This window comes from Nonomuraea sp. NPDC048892 (genome assembly GCF_040649735.1).
GTDB classification, from domain to species: domain Bacteria; phylum Actinomycetota; class Actinomycetes; order Streptosporangiales; family Streptosporangiaceae; genus Nonomuraea; species Nonomuraea maheshkhaliensis.
Genome location: NZ_JBEZFZ010000057.1, coordinates 1 through 17,000, shown reverse-complemented (window position 1 = coordinate 17,000; position 17,000 = coordinate 1). Strand labels below are relative to the sequence as shown.

The following is a 17,000-nucleotide window of genomic DNA, read 5'->3' as shown; positions in this document are numbered from 1 at the left end:
ACCTCCACCGCGAACAACCCCGCCTGCGCGAACCGCGTCTGATCCACCCGACCCGGATCCGACCAGATCACCTCACGCACCAACCCATCACCGAACCCCGCCAACACCTCCTCGAACACGTCCCGAAACACCGGGAACACCTCAGCCAACTCCCGACCCATCCCCAGCCGCTGACTCCCCTGCCCCGCGAACAACCAGCCCGTCTTCCCCTCCACCACCGACTCCACCACCACCGGAGCCGACACCAACTCCCCACGATCAGCGGCCACCAACACACCGCGCCGCTCCAGCACGTCCCGGCTGGTCACGAGCGAATACCCCACGTCGGCAGGCGTCACGTCCCGCGACGACGCCTCGGACAATGCCGCGCGTAGTTGCTCGGTGACGGCCGCGAGACCGGATTCGCTCCGAGCCGACAGCACTACCGGCACCAGCGCGTCCCCCACAGGCTGCGGCTGCTCGGCAGGCGTCTCAGGGGGCGCCTGTTCGAGGATGATGTGCGCGTTGGTACCGCTGATGCCGAACGACGACACCCCACCCCTGCGCGGGCGCCCCAGTTCCGGCCACTCCACGGCGTGCTCGGGCAGCCGGATGTCGCCCCGCGTCCAGTCCACGTGAGTGGTGGGCTCGTCGACGCCCAGCGTCGCGGGGATGACGCCGTGCCGCAGCGCCAGCACCATCTTGATCACCCCGGCGACACCGGCGGCGGCCTGCGTGTGGCCGATGTTCGACTTGACCGAGCCGAGCCAGAGCGGCACCTGACGCCCCTGCCCGTACACCCCCAGCAACGCCTGCACCTCGATCGGATCCCCCAGCATCGTGCCGGTCCCGTGACCCTCGACCACGTCCACCTCGCTCGCGCTCAGCCGGGCCTTGGCCAGCGCGGTGGTCAGCACCTCCCGCTGCGCCACCTGGGAGGGGGCGGTCAGCCCATTGGAGGCGCCGTCCTGGTTCAGGGCCGAAGCACGAACCACCGCCAGCACCCGATGCCCCAACTCCCGAGCCCGCGACAACGGCTCCACCAGCACCATGCCCGCGCCCTCTGAGAACACCGTCCCGTCAGCAGCCTCGGCAAAAGCCTTGATCCGCCCGTCTCCCGCCAGCCCACGCTGCCGCGAGAACTCCACGAACACCTCAGGCGTGGACAACACCGTCACCCCGCCCGCCAACGCCAGCGAGCACTCACCGCGCCGCAACGCCTCACACGCCAGATGCAACGCCACCAACGACGACGAGCAGGCGGTGTCGACGGTCACAGCGGGGCCGCGCAGGCCGAACGCGTACGCCAGCCGTCCGGACATGACGGCCGTGGACGCGCCGGTGAGCAGGTGGCCCTCGACCCCGGCGGGGGCGGCGCCGAGGCCGTAGCCGCTGGAGGCCGCGCCGATGAACACGCCGGTGTCGCTGCCGCGCAGCGCGCCGGGCCTGATGCCGGCCCGTTCGAACAGCTCCCACGAGCTCTCCAGCAGCAGCCGCTGCTGCGGGTCGGAGGCGAGCGCCTCGCGCGGGCTCATGCCGAAGAACTCGGCGTCGAAGCCGGCGACGTCCTCGACGAATCCGCCTCGGGTGACGTACGTGGTTCCGGTGGCGTCGGGGTCGGGGTCGGACAGGCGCTCCAGGTCCCAGCCTCGGTCGGCGGGGAACGGCGTGATGACCGACCGCTCAGACTCCAGCACCCGCCACAGGTCCTCGGGGCTGCGCACGCCGCCGGGCAGGCGGCAGCTCATGGACACGATGGCGATCGGCTCGTGCGCCCGCTCCTCCCACTCGCGCAGCCGGCGGTTGGCGCGGCGCAGGTCGGCGGTTGCGCGCTTGAGGTAGTCGCGGAGCTTGTCGTCGTTGGCCATGCTGTCCTGCCTCATGGTTGGATGCCGAGCTCGTCGTCGAGGATGCCGAACAGCTCTTCGTCGTTGTCCGGGTCGAACTCCTGTACGTCGTCCGCGTCGGCCTCGTGGGCGTCGCTCCACCGGCGCAGCAGGATCCGCAGCCGCGCGATCACGCGGGCGGCGTCGTCGCCGGGCACCGCGGCCAGGGCCGACTCCAGGCGGTCCACCTCGTCCAGTACGTCCTGCGCCGGGTCGGCGCGCGTCTCCGGCGCGAGCTCCGCGAGGAGCCGGGCCGCGAGCAGGCGGGGTGTGGGGTGGTCGAAGACGAGGGTGGACGGCAGCCGCAGGCCGGTGGCGGCGTTGAGCCGGTTGCGCAGGTCCACGCCGGTGAGCGAGTCGAACCCGATCTCGTTGAACGCCCGATCCGGCCGTACCGCGTCGGGGCCCGTGTGCCCGAGCACTCCGGCGGCCTGCTCGCACACGAGCCGGGTGAGGTCGGCCTCGCTCATCGCGGCGAGGTCGCGTACGGCGGAGGATCCGGCGGCGGCGCGGGCGGCGCGGGCGGTGACGAGGCCCGCGAGCAGGGTGGGCAGCGGGCCCGGCCCGGAACGGTAGGCGGCCAGGTCGAGCGGGGTGGCCACGAGGAGCGGCTCGGCCACGTTCCAGGCGGCGTCGAAGAGGGCGAGTGCCTTGTCAGTGGTGAGCGTGCCGAGACCGGAGCGGCCGATGCGGTCGATCTCGACGTCTCCCAGGTGTGCGGTCATACCACTGCGTTCCTCCCAGAGTCCCCAGGCGAGGGACTGCGCGGGCAGGCCGCGGGCGGTGCGGTGGGCGGCGAGGGCGTCCAGGGCCGCGTTGGCGGCCGAGTAGGCGGACTGGCCTGCTGGGGAGAGGAGGGAGGCGGCGGAGGAGTAGAGGATGAAGGCGTCCACGTCGCCGGCGAGCTCGTGCAGGTTCCAGGCGGCGACGGCCTTGGATGCCAGGACCTTGTGCAGGCGTTCGGGGGTCAGGGACTCGATCACGCCGTCGTCCAGCGCGCCGGCGCAGTGCACCACCGCCGACCACGACCGCCCTTGCAGCACCTGCTCCAGTGCTTGGCGGTCAGCGGCGTCGCAGGCCACGATCTCCACCTCGGCACCCAGGTCGGCCAGTTCGGCGCGAAGCTCCTGCGCGGCGGGGGCCGTCTCGCCCTGGCGGCTCATCAGCACCAGACTTCGGGCTCCGTACGACGAGACCAGATGCCTAGCGACCAGGCCGCCCAGCGTCCCGGTCCCGCCCGTTATGAGAATCGGGCGTTCCGGGTCCAGCACCGGCGGCATCCGCAACACGATCTTCCCGACGTGTCCCGCCCGCTGCATCAGGCGGAACGCCTCCGGGGCCCGCCGCACATCCCACGTCCGCACCGGCAACCGTTCCATCGCCCCGTCCCGGAACAGCGCCAGGACCTCGGCGAGGATGGTCTGGACGCGGTCGGGGGGCACGGCGATCAGGTCGAAGGCGGTGTAGCCGGGGATGCCGGTGCGTAGGTCCGTTTTGCCCATTTCGATGAAGCGGCCGTCGGGTTTGAGGAGGTTGAGTGAGGCGTCGGTGAAGTCTCCGGCCAGGGAGTTCAGGACGACGTCCATCTGTGGGAAGCGGTCGGCGAACTCCAGGGTGCGGGAGCTGGCCAGATGGTCTTCGTCGAGGCCGGTGGCCTGCCATTTGGTGGGGCCGGCGGTGCCGTAGACCTCCGCGCCGAGGTGTTGAGCGATCTGCACCGCCGCCATGCCGACGCCACCTGCTGCCGCGTGGATCAGGACCTTCTCTCCTGGTTGGAGGCCGGCCAGGTCCACCAGGCCGTACCAAGCCGTGGCGAAGACGCCCGCGACGGAGGCCGCGCCCACGTAGGACCAGCCGTCGGGGATCGGTGCTAGCAGGCGGTGGTCGGTGATGACGGAAGGGCCGAACGCGCCGTCCATCAGGCCGAGGACCCGATCGCCCACGGCCAGGCCCGTCACGCCGGGACCCACCTCGCTCACCACGCCTGCGCCCTCGCCGCCCATCGGCGTGCCGCGTTCCGGGACCATGCCGAGGGCCACGACGAGGTCGCGGAAGTTCAGTCCCGCGGCCCGTACGGCGACCCGGACCTCGCCCTCCTCCAGGGGCCGGTCCTGGACGGGTACCAGTGCGAGGGTGTCCAGGGTGCCGGGCTCGGGGGCGTCGAGGCGCCAGTTGCCGGTGGGCGGGAGGAGGGCGCGGGTGGCGGCGGCGCGGGCCAGGCGGGGCAGCACGACCGTGCCGTTCCTTACGGCGACCTCCGGCTCCTCCTCCAGGGCGGCCAGCACGTCGGCGGCCGGCACCTCTCCCCCGGCGGGGTCGAGGTCCAGGAGGGCGAAGCGGCCGGGGTGCTCGGCCTGCGCACCACGTACCAGGCCGTGAACGGCCGCGGCCGCGGGGTCCGCGTCCGCGCCGGTGGTGACCAGCACCAGCAGGCCGGGGGTGTCGGCGGCGAGCCTGGCCGCGACGGCGTCAAGCGCGGCACCGGCCGCCGCCGACACGTCCCGCCCGGCCGGCAACGCGAGGAATTCGACCTCCGCGCCCCCGCCGGCGTCCGCCGTCGCCGGATCGGGACCGCGCGTGTCGTGGCCGGTCGAAGGCGGTGCGTCGGCGTGGCCGTCGAGGGCATGGCTCTCGGAGGGGTGGGCGTCGGGGGTGTGCCCGGTCGCAGGTGGCGCGGCGGCGTGGGGTGCGGTTCCGTTCGAGGCCGGGGCCGGGGCTGGGTCGTATGTGCCGAGGCCCGCTGCGGACAGGACCTCTGCTGTGGGGGCGTGGCCGGTGATCTTGGTGTGGCGGGGGCGGTGGCCGTGGTGGGGGGACGTGATCCAGTCCAGGCGGTAGAGGTGGTCGAGGTTCGGGCCGTCCGTGGGGCGGGAGACGAGTGAGTCCACCGACGCTACGGGGCGCCCGTCGGTGTCGGCCAGCCGCACGGTCAGCTCGCCGGACGCGGACCTGGACAGCCGTACTCGCAGCCGGGTGGTCTCCGTCGGCTGGAGGCGCACGCCCGACCAGGAGAAGGGCAGGCCGGGACTGCCGGACAGCAGCAGCGCCTCCACGTGCAGGGCGGCGTCGAGCAGCGCGGGGTGCAGGCCGTAGCCCGCCGCTCCCACGCCGTCGGGCAGGGCGACCTCCGCGTACGCGGTGCCGTCCAGCAGCCAGGCCGCGGTGACGCCCTGGAAGTGGGGGCCGTACTCAAGGCCGTGCCCGGCGAGCCCTTCGTAGAAGCCGGCCAGATCCACCGGCTCCGCACCCGGCGGAGGCCAGACCGCCAGGTCGGTCTCGGCGGCGGGTTCGGTGGTGAAGGGGGTGGGGGGTTCGTGCGGGGCCAGGGTGCCGGTGGCGTGGCAGGTCCAAGGCGTGTCGGCTGCGGCGTCGTCGTGGCGGGCGTAGACGGCGAAGGCTCGGGTGTCGTCGTCGGCGGGGGTGCCGAGTACGACCTGGACGTTCACGGCGGTCCCGGCGGGCAGCGTCAGTGGCGCGCGCAGGGTCAGCTCCTCGACGCGGCCGTGCCCGGTGCGCCCGCCGGCGTACGCGGCCAGTTCCACGTACGCGGTGCCGGGCAGGACGACGCGGCCCGACACGGCGTGGTCGGCGAGCCAGGGCTGCGACGACAGCGACAGGCGGCCGGTCAGGATGAGGTCGCCGGTCGCGGCCACCTGCACGGCGGCTCCGAGCAGCGGGTGGCCGGCCTCGGTCAGGCCCGCCGACTCCACGTTCGGGCGGTCCTCGCCGTCGAGCCAGTAGTGCTCGCGCTGGAACGCGTACGTGGGCAGCGGCGCCGACGGGCCGTCCCCGAGCAGCGGGGCCCAGTCCACGGCGGCCCCGTGCACCTGTGCCTCCGCCGCCGAGAGCGCGAACTTGGCCAGCGTGCCCTCGTCGCGGCGCAGCGTCCCGAGGACGGTGGCGCCCTCCGCGCTCCCCTCGATCGCGTACGTGAGCACGGGATGCGCGGTGACCTCGACGAACAGGCCGTGCCCCGTGCCGGCCAGGTGCTCGACGGCCTGTCTGAACAGCACCGGGGAGCGCAGGTTGGTGTACCAGTAGGCCGCGTCGATGCGCCGGGTGTCGATCGGCTCGCCGGTGACGGTCGAGCAGAACGGGATGTGCGCCGTTCGCGGGCTCAGGCCGGACAGGAGGTCTCCGAGCCGGTCTTGCAGCGGCTCGACGAGGGGGCAGTGGGAGGCGTAGTCGAGAGGCTGGATCCGGTTGGTGCGCACGTTCTGGGCCTTGAGCCGTTCCTGGAGCTCGTCGAGCGCCCCTGGCTCGCCGGTGACGACGACGGCGCCGGGTGCGTTGACGGCGCCGATCCAGACGCGGCCGGCCCAGGGTTCGAGCTGCTCGGCGGCCTGATGCTCGGGCAGGCTGACGGCCATCATGCCGCCGGTCCCGGCCAGGAGCTCGGTGATCAGGCGGCTGCGCAGGGCGACGACCTTGGCGCCGTCCTCCAGGGACAGGGCTCCGGAGACGACGGCGGCGGCGATCTCGCCCTGTGAGTGGCCGACCACGGCATCGGGTTCGACGCCGTACGAGCGCCACAGCTCGGCCAACGCGACCATGATCGCCCAGGAGGTCGGCTGGACGACGTCCATGCTGACCGGGGCCGGCGCGGCCGGGTCGCCGCGCAGCAGGTCGGTGAGCTTCCACCCGACGTAGGGGGCGAGCGCGGCCTCGCACTCCTGGACGCGGGCGGCGAAGGCGGGCGCGGTGTCGAGCAGCTCGCGCAGCCCGCCCGGGGTGACGGAGGTCTGCCCGGGGAAGGCGAAGACGACCCGGGGATCGATGGCGGCAACGCCGACCGCGACCCCGGGAGTCGTGCCGGACGCGGTCTCGGACGCTGTGCCGGGTGCCGGCTCGTTCGTGATGAGCGGTGTGGTGCCGGGTTCGGCGGTGGCGACGGCTCTCAGGCCGGTCAGCAGGTCGGCGCGGTCGCGGCCGACCACGACGGCGCGCTGCTCGAACCGGGTCCTGGCGCCGGCCAGCGTCCGCGCCACCGCGTCGGGCGGCAGGTCGGGGGCGGACTCCAGGTGTTCGGCGAGCTTGGCGGCCTGTGCGGCGAGCGCCTGCGGGGTGCGCCCTGACACCGGCCAGGCCAGCACGGTCTGTTCCCGGACAGCCGCCTCCTGGGCACTGCCATCCGCCCGGCCGTCGGCGGGCGCCGGTGCCGAGGTCGACTCGACGCGCCCGGGCGCCGAGGCCGACTCGACGGGGCCGGATGCCCGAGCCGACGCCGTGGGTCGCGGTGCCGGGGCGGCGTTGGCGGGTTCCGGTGCCGGGGCCGGGTCGGTGGGTTCTGGGAGTGGGGGTTCTTCCAGGATGATGTGGGCGTTGGTGCCGCTGACGCCGAAGGCTGAGACGCCGGCGCGGCGGAGCCGGCCGGGGGTGGCGGGCCAGGGTTCGTTCGCGGTGGCCAGGACGACGCCGCCGGACCAGTCGACCTCCGGCGTCGGCTCGCTGACATGCAGGGTCCTGGGCAGGGTGCCGTGCCGCAGGGCGAGCAGCATCTTCATCACGCCCGCCACCCCGGCCGCCGCCTGCGTGTGCCCGAGGTTCGACTTGATCGAGCCGAGCCGCAGCGGCGCGCCGCCGTCCCGTGCCGAGCCGTACACGGCCATGAGGGCCTGGGCCTCGATGGGGTCGCCGAGTGTGGTGCCGGTGCCGTGCGCCTCGACCGCGTCGATGTCGGCGGGGCCGAGCCCGGCGTCGGCCAGGGCCTGGCGGATGACCTTCTGCTGGGCGGGCCCGTTCGGCGCGGTGAGGCCGCTGCTGGCGCCGTCCTGGTTGGCGGCGCTGCCGCGGATGACGCCGAGGATGCGGCGGCCGTTGCGGCGGGCGTCGGAGAGCTTCTCCAGGAGGAGCATGCCGGCGCCTTCTGCCCAGCCGGTGCCGTCGGCGTCGGCGGAGAACGCCTTGCAGCGGCCGTCCGGCGACAGGCCGCGCTGCCTGCTGAACTCGACGAACGTGGCGGGCGTGGACATGACGGTGACGCCGCCGGCCAGGGCGAGGGCGCATTCGCCGCGGCGCAGCGCCTGGACGCCGAGGTGCAGGGCCACGAGGGAGGACGAGCAGGCGGTGTCCACGGTGATCGCGGGGCCTTCGAGGCCCATGACGTACGCGACGCGGCCGGTGGCGACGGCCCCGTCGCTGCCGTTGCTGAGGTAGCCGGCGACGTCTTCCCTGGCGGAGCCGCGGGTGCCGTAGTCGTGGTAGATGACGCCCGCGTACACGCCGGTGGCGCTGCCCCTGGCGGCGGCGGGGTCGATGCCGGCGGCCTCGAACGCCTCCCACGAGGTCTCCAGGAGCAGCCGCTGCTGCGGGTCCATGGCGACGGCCTCGCGCGGGCTGATGCCGAAGAACGCGGCGTCGAACCAGGCGGCGTCGTGCAGGAAGCCGCCGTGCCGGGTGTAGCTCCTGCCGGGGGTGTCGGGGTCGGGGTCGTACAGGTTCTCGGTGTCCCAGCCGCGGTCGGCGGGGAAGCCGGTGACGGCGTCCGTGCCCGACTCCAGCAGCCGCCACAGCGCCTCGGGGGTGTCGGCCGCGCCGGGGAAGCGGCAGGCCATGCCGATGACGGCGATGGGCTCGGCGTACTCGTCGAGCCGCCGCCGGGCCTCGCGCAGGTCGGTGGTCGCGCGGCGGAGGTAGTCGAGGAGCTTGGCCTCGTTTTCCATGGACGTCACCTCTGGTGGCGGGCGACCAGGTCCTCAAGGTCGCGGACGAGGTCGGCGGGGGACGGCGCGGTCGCGGCGTCGTCGCGGAGGGCGGCGGCGCGGCCGGCGTAGGAGGGCTCGTCGAGCAGGCGCACCAGGCCCGCGCGCAGCGTCTCGGGGGTGAGCTCGGCGGGCTGGACGGTCACGCCCGCGCCCTGGCGGGCCAGGGCGCGGGCGAGGCCGCGCTCGTCGTAGAGCGCGGCGGGGACGATGAGCTGCGGCACGCCGGCGGCCAGCGCGGTGCAGGTGGTGCCGGTGCCGCCGTGGTGCACGATCGCGGCGCACGTCGCGAGCAGCGGATGCAGGGGGACGAATCCGGCCAGCCTGACGTTGTCGGGGGCCTTGCGCCCGTCGGGCAGGCCGCCGGGCTCGATGGTGGCGACCACCTCGACGTCGAGGTCGGCGACGGCGTCGAACAGGTCGGCCACCCCGATGCTGCCCTGGCCGCCCCACATCTCGCCGCCGCTGACGCCGAGGGTGAAGCAGACGCGGCGCCGTGCCGGCGGGGGCACCAGCCAGGGCGGGATGACGGCGGGCCCGTTGTGCGGGATGTAGCGGACCGGCAGGTACGCGGGCCCGTGCTCCAGCGGGAAGCGCGACCAGCCCGGCAGGCTGTCGATGGTGGCCTGGCCGAGGACGACGTCCTCGTGGTAGCCGGCCCCGTACCGGGCGAGTTTGGCCGTCAGCCAGTCGGCCACCGGGTCCTCGTCGCGGTCGCCGCGCAGCCGCAGGAACAGGTCGCGCATGCGTGCCCAGTGGTCGCGGCCGAACGTGGTCCTGACGTGGGCGGCGCCGCAGGCGTGGGCGGCCACCGGGCCGGGAAACGTGATGGAGTCCCAGATGACCAGATCGGGCCGCCAGGCGCGGCAGAAGGCGACGAGGTCGTCGTACATGCTCTCGTCGGTGATGAGGTCGAAGGCGAGGGGCGAGGCCCAGGCAGTCAGGCAGTCGCGGACGTACGCGTAGGTGAGAACTTCCGGGCGTTCCTCGGCCAGGTCGTATCCGGAGCCGTAAATGTGTTCCTCGGGCGACATCGCGGCGAGCCGCTCCGCCACCGCGGACATATCGCCGACCGACACCCCGGTGATTCCGGTCTCGCGAATTCCGCCGGTGATGTCGGGCTGACCGGCGAGCACGACGTCGTGCCCGGCCGATTTCAACGCCCATGCAATGGGGACCATCAGATTCACATGGGCGGTCGCCGCGTGCTGGGTGAGCAGGACCCGCATTTACCATTCCTCCAGACCGCATTTCCCGTTCACCCGGGAAATTACCTAGCCGCGGCCCGGCCTCCGACCCCTAAGCCACCCCTCTCGTCCCCCTGTGCACCAGGCGTGATAGAGCGTGGCCACCAGCGCGGACACGGTGCCGGAGACGACGACGGCCAGGTAGAACCAGGCAGAGCCGGAGGGCAGGGGCAGGCCGCTGACCACGACCGAGTAGGGGATCAGCACGGGGACCACCCCGACGGTCCCCAGCACGACCCCGATCGCGGCCACCAGCAGGGCCTCGACGCCGAGCATGCGCATCACCTGGGCGCGGGTGGCGCCGCCGGCCCGGTGCACCCCGAACTCCCTGCCGCGCCGGGCGGCGGCGCTGCCCTGCGCGGCGGCCACGGCGATGGCGGTGAACACCATGATCACGGCGGTGATCAGGTAGTCGACCCAGCCGCGCATCAGGTGCTCGGCCGAGTCGGCGGTGCCCGCCGGATGCAGCCCGGTCTCCTCGGCGGCCTGGCGGGCGTCCACGCCGGGGCCGCCGCGGATCAGGACGCGGGCCGGCAGCGTGGCGGTGGTGTGCGGGGCGAGCAGCGCGGCGGGCAGGAGCAGGAACTCGGCGCCCGGCTCCAGCGCCAGCAGGGCGACCACGCGCACGCGTACGGGCGTGCCGTCGCCGAGCCACACGGTGATCGTGTCGCCGAGCGCCGCGCCGGCGCGGCGCGCCTCCTCCTCCCCCAGGGCGACGCCGTGCTCGCCGAGCGCGGCCAGCGATCCGGCCGACACGGGGAACGCGGTCAGGCCGGACGGGTTCGTCAGGCCGTGGGCGGGCCGGCCCGCCTCGCTCCGGCCGCGGTCGCCTGGCAGGTAGGCGGTGCTGGTGACGAGCCCTGCGGCGCTGATCCCCGGCAGCTCCGCGACCCGGGTGAGCGCGGCGGGCGCGAGGCCGCCGGTGGCGGTCTCCATGACGGCGTCGGCCCGCAGGCACTCGTCGAAGGCGCGGGTGGCGGCGTCGGTCTCGCCGGCCTGGAGGAAGATGTTCGTGGTGGCCAGGCAGGTGGCCAGCATGATCGGCAGCGAGGCCCGGCCGGCCCGGCCACCGCGCAGGTTGAGCAGGGCGAGGTCGCCGGTCCTCGCGGAGAGCGCGCGTACGGGCCCGGCCAGCGCTCTGCCGATCACGCCGGTCAACCGACCCAGGGTCAGCGCGCCGGCCAGGGCCAGCACGGCCACGGCCAGGCCCGCGACGCCGGCGTGCGGGGCGCGTACGAGCAGGGCGACGACGACGCTGAGCGCGCCCGCGCCGGCCAGGCAGACCTTGGCCATCGGGGACCAGCGGCGGGCCGCGTCCTCACCGCGCCGGGCCCGGCCGGCGCGGTGGGCGGGGATGTAGGCGCCGATCAGGCCGCCGGCCAGGCAGGCCAGAGCGGCGGCGCACAGGGCGAGCGGCGCGGGGTCGAAGAGGAGCTGCGCGGGCACCGCGCCGGCGGCGGCCATCCGTTCGAACAGCCAGGACGCCAGGTACGGCCCGGCGAGTGAGCCGGCCAGCGTGGCGGCGGCGGACAGGACGGCGACCTCGCCCAGCATCATGAGCCGGATGCGGGCGCGCGGCACCCCCATGGCGCGCATGGCCAGCAGTTCGGGGCGGCGGCGCACGGCCATCGAGCCGACCACCCCGGCGACGACCGGCGTGGTGGCCAGCAGGGTCATGGCGCCGATCGCGGCGGCGACCACGGCCAGGTCGGCGGCGCGCTCGCGGCCTCTGGGGAACTCGGCCAGGCCGCGCTCGTCGCCCGTCAGCGTGACGGCGCGGGTGCCGCGCAGCGCGGCGGCGACCCGGCGTTCGAGGTCGGCGACCCGCACGCCGGGCGCGGGCAGCACGGCGAGGGCATCGGCGGTGCCGGGATGGCCGCCCAGGCGGCGGGCGTCGGCGGCGGAGAAGAAGATCGCGGGGCGCGCGGCGGGCCGGCCGGAGTGGGACGTGGCCAGGCCGGTCACGGTGTAGCGCTCGCTGACGCCGTGCACTTCTACCTCCGCCTGCCCGCCGGGCCTGAGGCCGCCGCGCGCGGCCAAGCCGGCGTCGAGCACGATCTGGCCGGGGCCGGTGGGGGCGGCGCCGCCGGCCAGCGTGTACGGGACCAGCCCGGCCCCGGCCCAGTCGTGCCCCGCCGCGGCGGCGCCGGCCAGCTCGGCCGGGAAGGCGATGTCCTCGACGACCGTGGCGACGCCCCGTACGCCGCGTAAGGTCTGCGCGACGGAGGCGGGCAGGCGGACCTTCTCCGGCAGCCACACAGGGTCGTCGGGGTCGGCGCCCGGCGGGACGAACGACTGGTCGCCGAGGACGACGATGGGCGCGCCGTCCAGCCGGTGCGGCAGCACGGCGGCCCGCGCGCCGGTGGCGGCGAGCGCGGCGCAGGCCGACACGACGACCGCGGCCACCGCCATCGCGACGAACGCGGAGGCGAAGGCGTTCCTGCGGTGGCGGAGGTTGCGCAGGATCAGCAGCCACATCAGAACGGGTCTCTCGCTTCCCAAACCGCCAGGTGAACGGCTCGTTCCAGGGCCGCCTTGCCCTCGGGGAAGCTCATCTCGCGCTCCACCCGGCCGGATCTCAGCAGCACCGCGCGGTCGGCGTAGGCGGCGACCATGGGGTCGTGGCTGGCCAGCACGACGTTGCCGGCGTGGTCGTGCACGTACGAGGCCAGCAGGCCGAGCAGCTCGCCCGCGCTGCGGGGATCGAGCCCGCGGGCCGGGTCGTCGGCCAGGATCACCGCCGGGCTGGTGATCATGGCGCGGGCGACGGCGACCATCTGCTGCTGGCTGCGGCACAGGTCGGCGGGCATGCTGTCGAGATGTTCGGACAGGCCGGCGCGCCGGACGAGGTCGATGACCAGCGACGGGGCGGCCGACCTCCTGGCCAGGCGGAGCGGCAGCGTCAGGTTCTCGGCGACGGTCAGCGAGGGCAGCAGGTTGCGGGAGGAGAACACGTACGAGACGCGCTCGCGCCGCACGACGTCGAGCGCGGCCTCGTCGAGGGAGGTGAGGTTCTCGCCCGCGACGTCCACGGTGCCGGAGGTGGGCCGGTCGAGGCCGGCCGCACATCTCAGCAGTGTGGTCTTGCCCGCCCCGGGCGGCCCGAGGATCGCGGTGAAATTATTTTTCAGGCAGCGTAGCGTTACGCCGTCGAGGGCTTTCTTCGGGCCGTAGTTCTTGGTCACCGATTCGAGTCGGACGATAGCCTCCCCATCGTTACGCATATGCCGATCGTATGATGTGGGGCATCGTCCGCAATCGAACGGCGGGACCATTTGCATATCCTCCGAAGTAATGACCTGCTGGCATTACTTCGTTTATGAGTTGTTGTCAATAATGCTGTACAGCTCGTCGGCGGTGGCCTGCGACAGGTCGTCGCCGCCCGCCGTGCCCGCCCAGGCGGCGGCCAGGTCACGGAGCCTCGCGGCGATCCGTTCGCGGTCGGCCGGCGCGGGGGCCGCCTCGGCCATGGCGCGTTCGAGCTCGGCCAGCTCGGCCTCCAGCGGCGGCTCATCGCCGATCAGCTCGGCCTTGATGTGGGCGGCCACGGCCTCGGGGGTCGGGTGGTCGAAGACGAGCGTGGCCGACAGCCGGGCGCCGGTCAGCGTGCTGAGCCGGTTGCGCAGCTCGACCGCGGTGAGCGAGTCGAAGCCCAGGTCGGTGAACCCGCGCCGGGGATCGACCTCCTCCATGCGCGCGTGGCCGAGCACGCTCGCCGTGTGCGTCCTGACGAGGTCGAGCAGCATCCGCGTACGTGCCGCGCCGGGCAGGGCGCGCAGGCGTTCGGTCAGCGACTCGGCCGGCTCACCCGCGTCGTTGGCCGCCTTGCGCACGCCGCTGCCGAGCAGGCCGCGGAGCATGCTGGGTGGTCCGTCCTGCCGGTCGCGCACGGCGGCGAGGTCCAGCGGCGCCGCGACGACGGCCGGGGCGGCCAGGCCGAGCGCGGCGTCGAGCAGGGCGAGCCCCTGCTCCGGCGTCATGGGCCGCAACCCGTCGCGGCGCACCCTGCGCAGGTCGGCCTCGTCGAGCCTGGCGGTCATGCCGCCGCTCTCCGGCGCCCACATGCCCCAGGCGATCGAGGTGGCGGGCGCTCCGGTGGCGGCGCGGTGGGCGGCCAGGGCATCCAGGAAGGCGTTGGCGGCGGCGTAGTTGGCCTGGCCCGCGCCGTCGAACGTGCCGGCGCAGGAGGAGAAGAGCACGAACGCCGCCAGGTCGTGCTCGCGGGTCAGCTCGTGCAGGTGCGCGGCGGCCTGCGCCTTGGGCCGCCACACGGCGTCCAGCCGGTCGGGGGTGAGCGCGCCGATCACGCCGTCGTCCACGACGCCGGCGGTGTGCACGACGGCGGTGAGCTCGCGGCCTGCGACGAGGTCGGCCAGCGCCTTGCGGTCGCCGATGTCGGCGGCGGCGATCTCGACGGACGCGCCCATCCCTTCCAGCTCCGCCCGCAGCCCGGCCGCGCCCGGCGCGTCCTCGCCCCGCCTGCTCACCAGCAGGAGCCGCCGTACGCCGTGCGTGCCGGCCAGGTGCCTGGCGGTCAGCGCGCCGAGCCCGCCGGTGCCGCCGGTGATCAGGACGGTGCCGTCGGGGTCGAGCGGGGCGGGGACGGTGAGGACGACCTTGCCGATGTGCCGGGCCTGCTGCATGTGCCGGAACGCCTCGGGTGCGCGGCGCAGGTCCCAGGCGCGGACGGGGAGCGGGGTGAGCGCTCCGGTGCGGAAGAGGGCGAGCAGGGTGGCGAGGATCTCGGCGGTCCTGTCGGGGCCGGCTTCGTCCAGGTCGAAGGGGGTGTAGCCGGGGGTGCTTGGGCGGAGGTCGGTTTTGCCCATTTCGATGAAGCGGCCGTCGGGTTTGAGGAGGCCGAGTGAGGCGTCGGTGAAGTCTCCGGCCAGGGAGTTCAGGACGACGTCCATCTGTGGGAAGCGGTCGGCGAACTCCAGGGTGCGGGAGCTTGCCAGGTGGTCTTCGTCCAGGCCGGTGGCCGGCCATTTGGCGGGGCCGGCAGTGCCGTACACCTCCGCGCCGAGGTGGCGGGCGATCTGCACCGCCGCCATGCCGACGCCGCCTGCTGCCGCGTGGATCAGGACCTTCTCTCCTGGTTGGAGGCCGGCCAGGTCCACCAGTCCGTACCAGGCCGTGGCGAAGACGGCGGGGACGGAGGCGGCCGTGGCGAACGACCAGCCCTCCGGGATCGGGACGAGGTGGCGCACGTCGGCGACGGCGTGCGTGCCGAGCGCGTTGTCGAACAGGCCCATCACCCGGTCGCCCACGGCCAGGCCCGTCACGCCCGGGCCGAGCTGGGCCACCACGCCGGCGCCCTCGCTGCCCGGCTCCGCCGCGCCCGGGTACATGCCGAGCGCGATCAGCACGTCGCGGAAGTTGAGGCCGCAGGCGCGCATCGTGACCCGCACCTCGCCGGGGCCGAGCGGGCGGTCCGCGATCGGGGCGGCGACCAGGTGGTCGATGGTGCCCGCCTCGCGTACGTCCACCCGCCATGGGGCGGTCGCGGTGAGGGGCGGCGGTTCCGCCTTGGCCAGCCTGGGGGCCAAGGCGGCGCCTTCGCGCAGGGCCAGCTCGGGCTCGGTTCCCGTGAGGACGGACGGGAGCGCGCGGTAGGAGGCGTCGCTTCCGTCCACGTCGATGAGCAGGATGCGGCCCGGGTTCTCCGCCTGGGCGGCGCGTACGAGGCCGGCGACCGCCGCCTGCTCCGGGTCGGGCGCCGGGTCGTCCGGGCGCGCGGCCACGGCTCGGCGGGTCACTACGGCCAGGCGGGTGGTGGCCGCGTGCTCGTCGGCCAGCCGGTCTCTGAGCGCGCCGAGCACGGCGTGCGGCGCGGCCGGCGTCTCATCGCCCAGGTCGGTGTACGGCGGCTCGGACCGCGTGACGTCACCCGGGTCGAAGTGCGGCGGCCCTGCGTGCGTCCCGTCGGCCTGGTAGGTGGGCGGGGGTGCGGCGAGCAGGATCGTCTGGTCGTGTGCCGGGCCGTCCGTCACCGTGACTCCGGCGGCGGTGAGCGCCTCCCGCAGCCAGCCGGCTTCCGTGGCCACCGCGTGGGCGGCGGACGGCTCCGCGGCGTGTGGGGTCGTGGTCCAGGTCACCTGGTAGAGGCCGTCGCGGGGAGCCGTGGGCAGCGCCGTCATGGGGGCGTCGGCGACTGGTCGCATGGTGAGCCCGCCTACCTCGGCCAAGGGTGCGCCGGTGCTGTCAGCCAGGAGCACACTGGTCACGCCGCCGGTGGTGGTCACGCGGACTCTGGCCCGGGTGGCGCCGGTGGCGTGCAGGGTGACGTCGGTCCAGGCGAACGGCAGCTCGACGGCGTCGGTGCTCGGGTTGGCGAGGTCGATGGCGTGCAGGGCGGCGTCCAGGAGCGCCGGGTGGATGCCGAAGCCGTCTCCGTCTTGGTCGGGGAGATCCACTTCGGTGTAGAGAGTGCCGTCAGGGGTGGCCCATGCTCGTGTCACGCCTCGGAAGGTGGGGCCGTAGGCGACGCCTTGTTCGGCCAGACGGTCGTAAAAGCCGTCCAGATCGATGGGGGACGCCTCGGGCGGTGGCCAGGATCCGATCGAGGTTGGCGGTGCGGCTTCTGGGGTCAGGATTCCGGTGGCGTGGCGGGTCCAGATATCGTCGCCGGTGCGGGAGTGGATGGTCAGGGAACGGCTGCCGTCCTCGTCCGGTGCCGCCACCGACACGTGCAGAGCCGTGCCCTCGTGCGTGACAGGAAGTGGCGCGTGCAGGGTCAGCTCCCGCAAAGCCGGGCTGCCTGCTTGGGCGCCGGCGTGCAGGGCCAGGTCGACGAACGCGGTCCCGGGCAGCAACGCCGTGCCCATGATGGCGTGATCGGCCAACCAGGGATGGGTCTTCAGTGACACCTGGCCGGTGAGCAGGAGTTCGTTCCGGTCTGGAACGGGGACCAGCGCGCCGGTCAGCGCATGGCCGCCGGCCACCTGGCCGAGGCCGAGGACGTCGCCGGTGTCGGTGGGCTCGGGGGTCAGCCAGTAGCGGCGGTGCTGGAACGGATATGTCGGCAGATCGACCCGTCTGGGCCGCAGCGGAGCGTAGAAGGCTTCCCAGTCCACGTCCGTGCCCCGAGCGTAAGCCCGACCGACCGCCGCCACCAACGCCCGTGCCTGGGAATCGTCACGGCGGCCCGAAGTCGGAATATATGCGACCTTGTCACCGGTGATCTGCGG

6 protein-coding genes are annotated in these 17,000 nt (G+C 74.1%); all 6 read right to left on the bottom strand.

Annotated elements, in window-relative coordinates:
* A partial coding sequence (locus tag AB0C28_RS55500) for a type I polyketide synthase (RefSeq protein WP_358085497.1) occupies positions 1-1,862 on the bottom strand: 1,862 nt, incomplete at its 3' end.
* A complete protein-coding gene (locus AB0C28_RS55495) occupies positions 1,859-8,527 on the bottom strand; it encodes an SDR family NAD(P)-dependent oxidoreductase (RefSeq protein WP_358085494.1) in 6,669 nt (2,222 codons plus the stop codon). The genes AB0C28_RS55500 and AB0C28_RS55495, both read right to left, overlap by 4 nt.
* 5 nt (positions 8,528-8,532) lie before the next feature.
* Complete coding sequence (locus AB0C28_RS55490) at positions 8,533-9,795, bottom strand: activator-dependent family glycosyltransferase (protein WP_358085491.1); 1,263 nt, start codon at positions 9,793-9,795, stop codon at positions 8,533-8,535.
* Between the two features lie 45 nt (positions 9,796-9,840).
* Entirely contained in the window at positions 9,841-12,291 is a 2,451-nt protein-coding gene (locus AB0C28_RS55485) for an ABC transporter permease (RefSeq protein ID WP_357863540.1), read from the bottom strand.
* Positions 12,291-13,037: an ATP-binding cassette domain-containing protein gene (locus AB0C28_RS55480; protein WP_357863537.1), complete on the bottom strand. Its 747-nt coding sequence runs from the start codon at positions 13,035-13,037 to the stop codon at positions 12,291-12,293. Before AB0C28_RS55480 ends, AB0C28_RS55485 begins: the two co-directional genes overlap by 1 nt.
* 93 nt (positions 13,038-13,130) lie before the next feature.
* Positions 13,131-16,886 carry an SDR family NAD(P)-dependent oxidoreductase gene (locus AB0C28_RS55475; RefSeq protein WP_358085489.1) on the bottom strand — a complete coding sequence of 1,252 codons (3,756 nt, stop codon included), beginning with the start codon at positions 16,884-16,886 and terminating at the stop codon, positions 13,131-13,133.
* Positions 16,887-17,000: the final 114 nt, after the last annotated feature.

Coding starts and splice junctions, on each gene's coding strand:
- AB0C28_RS55485 (WP_357863540.1), bottom strand. CDS start 12,291: ATGTGGCTGCTGATCCTGCGCAACCTCCGCCACCGCAGGAACGCCTTC.
- AB0C28_RS55495 (WP_358085494.1), bottom strand. CDS start 8,527: ATGGAAAACGAGGCCAAGCTCCTCGACTACCTCCGCCGCGCGACCACC.
- AB0C28_RS55490 (WP_358085491.1), bottom strand. CDS start 9,795: ATGCGGGTCCTGCTCACCCAGCACGCGGCGACCGCCCATGTGAATCTG.
- AB0C28_RS55480 (WP_357863537.1), bottom strand. CDS start 13,037: ATGCGTAACGATGGGGAGGCTATCGTCCGACTCGAATCGGTGACCAAG.